Source organism: Nonomuraea sp. NPDC003201 (assembly GCF_053590415.1).
The window spans coordinates 1-5,191 of the sequence record NZ_JBSFTC010000523.1; the positions used below are offsets into that span (position 1 = coordinate 1).

6 protein-coding genes are annotated in these 5,191 nt (G+C 72.2%); 5 read left to right on the forward strand and 1 reads right to left on the reverse strand.

From position 1 onward, the window contains the following. The 4 genes from ACWDX9_RS59680 to ACWDX9_RS59695 all read left to right on the forward strand — a co-directional run. A partial coding sequence (locus ACWDX9_RS59680; RefSeq protein WP_449972643.1) for an NAD(P)H-binding protein occupies positions 1-757 on the forward strand: 757 nt, incomplete at its 5' end. 156 nt (positions 758-913) lie between these two features. Next, complete coding sequence (locus ACWDX9_RS59685) at positions 914-2,224, forward strand: xylan 1,4-beta-xylosidase (protein ID WP_449972655.1); 1,311 nt, start codon at positions 914-916, stop codon at positions 2,222-2,224. A gap of 73 nt (positions 2,225-2,297) precedes the next feature. Beyond that, positions 2,298-2,546 carry a hypothetical protein gene (locus ACWDX9_RS59690; RefSeq protein WP_449972646.1) on the forward strand — a complete coding sequence of 83 codons (249 nt, stop codon included), beginning with the start codon at positions 2,298-2,300 and terminating at the stop codon, positions 2,544-2,546. 37 nt (positions 2,547-2,583) lie between these two features. Then, positions 2,584-4,062, forward strand: coding sequence for a S8 family serine peptidase (locus ACWDX9_RS59695; RefSeq protein ID WP_449972648.1), 1,479 nt, complete (start codon positions 2,584-2,586; stop codon positions 4,060-4,062). A 6-nt stretch (positions 4,063-4,068) separates the two neighbouring features. Here ACWDX9_RS59695 and ACWDX9_RS59700 read toward each other — a convergent pair whose 3' ends face one another. After that, the gene (locus tag ACWDX9_RS59700) at positions 4,069-4,662 is read right to left on the reverse strand and encodes a TetR/AcrR family transcriptional regulator (RefSeq protein WP_449972651.1); all 594 of its coding nucleotides are present in this window, start codon (positions 4,660-4,662) and stop codon (positions 4,069-4,071) included. An 82-nt stretch (positions 4,663-4,744) separates the two neighbouring features. On the opposite strand from ACWDX9_RS59700, the gene ACWDX9_RS59705 reads away from it, so the two are divergent. Continuing rightward, a partial coding sequence (locus tag ACWDX9_RS59705) for an alpha/beta hydrolase family protein (RefSeq protein WP_449972653.1) occupies positions 4,745-5,191 on the forward strand: 447 nt, incomplete at its 3' end.

Sequence of the window (5,191 nt, forward strand, 5' to 3'; positions counted from 1 at the left end):
GGCGCGGCTCCCGGCCGGGGCGCAGGTCGTCGAGGGCGACCCGGCCAGGCCGGGCACGCTGGCGCGGCACCTGGACGGCGTCACCGCCGTCTTCCTGCACTCGCGCGCCATCGGCGACGCGGCCGGCGAGCTGCTCGCCCTGGCCAAGGAGCGCGGCGCGACGCGCGTGGCCGCCCTGTCGGCGATGAACATCGACGACCCGCTCGACCAGCAGCCCTCCCGCTACCGCGGCGACCGGAACAAGGAGGCCGAGGCCGCCGCCGCCGGCAGCGGTCTGAGCTGGACCAGCCTGCGGGCCGGATCGTTCGCGTCCAACGCGGTCAACTCCTGGGGCGCCCAGATCCGCGCCGGCGACACCGTCCGGTACGTGCACGCGTCCTTCCAGGAGGCGCCGCTCGACGACCGGGACCTGGTCGAGGTGGCCGCCCGCGCGCTGCTCACCGGCGACCTGGCCGGACGCCGGGTCGAGCTGACCGGCCCGCGGTCGCTGACCCACGAGGAGATGGTGCGGGTCATCGGCGAGGCGATCGGCCGGCCGCTGCGCTTCCAGGAGATCCCGCCGGAGGCGGCCGAGCGGGCCATGGTCGGGAACGGCCTGCCGGGTCCGTTCGTACGGGCCCTCATGGACAGGTACGCCAGGGGCGGCTCCCGGCCCCATCCCGTGACGGAGGAGGTGACGAAGATCCTCGGCCGCCCCGCGCGGACGTTCGCCGAGTGGGCGCGGGACCACGCCGGTCTCTTCGTGGATAACGATTAGCTGTGAACCCCGCTCCCGATGTGCCCCTTTTTGGCCACCCATGGAACGCTACAGACGGTATATCAGTGGCGAGGATCAGGTGAGAACCGGGTGGCATCGACTAGCGGGGGATCGATCTTGCGGAGGCTCGGCAGAGCGAGCGTCTTAGCGGCCGTGATGGCACTGGCCATGACCGGCTGTTCCACCGCCGGGCCCGCGGAGCAGGGGACCACGGGCGCCCAGCAGGAGGAGCAGCAGCAGGCTCCCGCCACGTCCCAGCCGGCGCCAGAGGCGCCGCCGAAGGTGGACGACGGCTGGCCGCGCTGGGGCTTCACCCATACGGGTGTCAGCGCCAACAACATCACCCCCGAGTTCGAACGCGACGTCGCCGGACGGCTCTCGCAGACCCCGATGGTGCAGAACCAGCACATCATGGGGTTCGGGGCGCTCAACCCCGAGCCCTACCCGGGGCAGTACTTCTGGGAGGATCTCGACAGCCGGATCAACCTGATGAGGGAGTCCGGCGGCGTCCCCGTCCTGACGCTCTGCTGCGCCCCCGACTGGATGAAGGGCGGCCCCCAGGGCCCCACCGAGGAGTCGGCCTGGAGGGAGCACCTGGAGGACGCCCCCTACCCCGAGCACTTCGACGACTTCGCCAAGCTGACGGCGGCCGTGGCCACGCGGTACAAGGACGTCAAGTACTTCATGGTCTGGAACGAGTTCAAGGGCTTCTGGCGCGACCACTCCAAGCCCGCGGACTACAAGGGCTACACCGAGCTGTACAACAAGGTGTACGCCGCGGTGAAGCAGGCCCGGCCCGACGCCAAGGTCGGCGGCCCGTACCTCGGCTTCGACAGCAACGAGCGCGGCGACTCCGAGCTGCGCGGCGACTGGGGGGTCGTCAACCAGAACGTCCTGGACGCCTTCAACTACTGGTTCGAGAACAAGAAGGGCGCCGACTTCGTCGTGGTCGACGGCGCCTCGCCCACGGACGCGCACGAGCTGCTGCCCGACGAGTTCGGGGCGCTGGCGAAGTTCGGCGCGGTCACCAAGTGGCTGCGGGACAAGGTCGGCGACCTGCCGGTCTGGTGGTCGGAGTGGTACTTCGTGCCCGAGGACGGCACCACCTGGCCCGAGAACAAGCGGCTCGCGGTGCAGGCCGCCTCGATGATCGAGTTCGCGCGGAGCGGCGCCGCCACGGCCCTGTACTGGAACCCGCAGGCCAAGGACCGCGACTGCCGGCCGTGCCTGTGGGACACGCGCAGCGGCGCCGAGACGGACACCGGCCGGCTGCTGGCGAACTTCGTCAAGTGGTTCCCCGCCGGGGCCGAGCTGGACCAGGTCACCTCGTCGGACGCCAAGGTCAGGGTGCTGGCGCAGCCGCAGCAGCTGCTGCTGGTCAACACCGCGGACTCCGACGTGACCACGACCGTGGACGGCAAGGAGTACGCGCTCAAGGCGTACGAGATCAAGTGGACCGGCCGCTGAGGGTCGCAACCCCAGGGTAATCCCTGGGCCGGCCCCTGTGTCGCGGCGTGCCCCGCGGGCGGAGCCTGAGGGCATGGCCGCTGAGGGTGACATCGTCTCGGCCGAGGTCCAAGCGGCGCCCGGCCGGCAGCGCCAGGCGGCTGCCGCGCTGGCGCGGCTCGGCCTCAAGGTGCTCCACATCGGGACGACGATCAGCGTCAGCGCGCCCAGGGACGTGTGGGAGCGGGTGTTCGGCCTGCCTCAGCCGGCGGTGCCCGCCGAGCTGAGCGGAGACGTGGTCGCCGTGCACCGGGCGGAGCCGCCCGACTTCCACGCCCTCTGACGACCCGTCCACCGGTCTCATCTCGCAAAGGAGCGACATGACCACGATGACCGAGCGACGTGAGGACACCGTCTACTTCGAAGCGGCCCTGCGGCCGGAGAGCGGCGCCTCGATGTTCGCCGAATCCTCGGCGGCGCAGACCGCGAGCCTCGACCAGCTCAAGCCGGCCCCCGGCCTCGCCGAGCGCACCGCGAACGCGCTGCAGGCCAAGGGCTTCACGGTACGGCACGTCGGCACGTACTCCATCAGCGGCGAGGGACCGCGGTCGCTGTGGGAGAGCACGTTCGGCACCCACGTCGAGGTGCGCCAGGCCGAGCTGACAGGGCGGCCGCCGGACGTGACCTCCGCGACCGGCGCCCAGGTGTCCTATCTCTCGCACGTGAGCGGCGAGCCGTTCTCGATCCCGCCGGACCTGGAGCCGTACATCGAGCGGGCCTACCCGCAGGCCCCGCCGCGCTTCTTCGCGCCCTCCCCCATCCCGCCCCGCGTCGGCTACCACCACCTGCGGGTGCCCGACGACGTGGCGCTCCTCCTGCGCGCGCACCAGGTGCACGACCGCGGGGTGACGGGCCGCGGCGTGCTGGTCGCGATGCCCGACACGGGCTTCTACCGGCACCCCTTCTACGACCACCACGGCTACAACTACAACGCCACGCTCGCTCCCGACGCCACCGCGGTGCAGCACGACGAGTACGGTCACGGCACCGCCGAGGCCGCGAACATCTTCGCCAGCGCCCGCGACATCGACTTCGTCGGCGTCAAGATGGGGGCCAACCCCACGCTCGCCTTCAAGGCGGCCTCCGACCTGTCGCCGGCGGTCATGACCAACAGCTGGGGCTTCCACCTGCCCGGCGTCACCTCCCTGCCGAACGCGCTGCGCCCGCTGGAGCTGGCGGTCATCGAGGCGGTACGCGAGCGCGGCATCGTCGTCTGCTTCTCGGCGGGCAACGGCCACGTCGCCTTCCCGGCGATGATGCCGGACGTCATCGCGGTCGGCGGCGTCTTCGTGGACGAGACGATGGCCAACGGCGAGTTCAGGATGGAGGCCTCCGACTACGCCAGCAGCTTCGACAGCCTCATCTACGCCGGGCGGCACGTGCCCGACGTGTGCGGCCTGGTCGGCAAGCAGCCGCGGGCCATCTACATCATGCTGCCCGTCGAGCCGGGCGACGAGATCGACACGAGCCTGGCCGGACCCGGCTACCCGAACAAGGACGGCACGGGCAAGGACGACGGCTGGGCCGTGATCAGCGGCACCAGCGCGGCCTCACCGCAGATCGCGGGGGTGTGCGCGCTGCTCAAGCAGGCGCAGCCGGGGCTGTCGCCGAGCCTGGTCAAGGCCGTGCTCAAGGCGTCGGCGCGGGACGTGGTCGACGGCAAGAGCGCGATGGGCGAGGTGGCCACCGACGGTTACGACGGGCCGACCGGGTCCGGGCTCGTGAACGCGGAGGCCGCGTACCGGCTGGCCCGCTCGGTCACGCCGCGCAACCTCCACACCCTCCCGCCGCCGCGCTGACGGCTTTCAGGAACCGCCCTCGCCCTGCCCTCGCAGCAGGGCGAGGGCCGCCTGCTTGGCCGTGGCGGCGGCGTCGCGCTCGCCGTGGTGGTCGGCCAGCACGGTGGCGCCCTCCACCAGCATCAGCAGCTGCCTGCCCAGGACCTCCGGCTGCCGGGCCCCGGCCCGGCGGGCGATGCCGGTCAGCAGGTCGAGGTGGCGGTCGAGATGCCGGGCGGCGACGGTGCGCGGGACGCCGTCGTGCCACTGGGCGGACGCGTTGACGATCGCGCAGCCGCGGAAGGCGGGCTCGGCGTACCAGCCGGCGAGCGCGTCGAAGACCGCGGCGAGCTGAGCGGCCGGGTCGTCGCCGGCCGCCTCCGCGGCCTCGCGCAGCCAGCGTACGACATGGTCGCTGCGGGCCTCGAGCACCGCCTCGACCAGCCCGTCCTTGGAGCCGAAGTGCCGGTAGAGGGTCTCCTTGGACGCGCCGACGGTCGCGCACAGCTCGGCCACGCCGATGCCGTCGAGGCCGCGCTCGTACAGCAGGCCGGTGGCGGCGCGCAGGATGGTCGCCCGGGTCTGGACGGGGTCGAGGGAAGCGCCTTTGGGTACGGGCATGCGTCAGATGGTACCGGCCGGTTCCAAGTCTCTGCTAAGTTTCGCATCGAAACGACCGGTTCGATGACGTACGGAGATCCGCGTGACCGACGTGTACAACCCTCCCGCCACCCTCGTGCCGCCGGCCAGCACGCCCGCGGTCACGTTCGAGAGCGGCGGCCACCGGCTGCTCGGCGTCCTGCACCTCCCGGCCGGGCCCGGACCCCATCCGATCGTGGTGCTGCTGCACGGATTCCCGGGCAACGAGCGCAACTTCGACCTGGCCCAGGCGCTGCGCCGGGCCGGCTACGCGGCGCTGGTCTTCCACTACCGGGGGTCGTGGGGCGTCGGCGGGACCTGGTCGTGGCACCACGTGCTGGAGGACGCGGCCCGCGTGGTGGAGTCGGTACGCCTGGACCCCCGGCTGGATCCGGCGCGGCTGGCCGTGGTGGGGCACAGCATGGGCGGGTTCGCGGCGTTGATGACGGCCGCCGCCGACCCCGCGGTCCGCGCGGTCGCCTCGGTGGCGGGACCGAGGGCTCGACGGGAC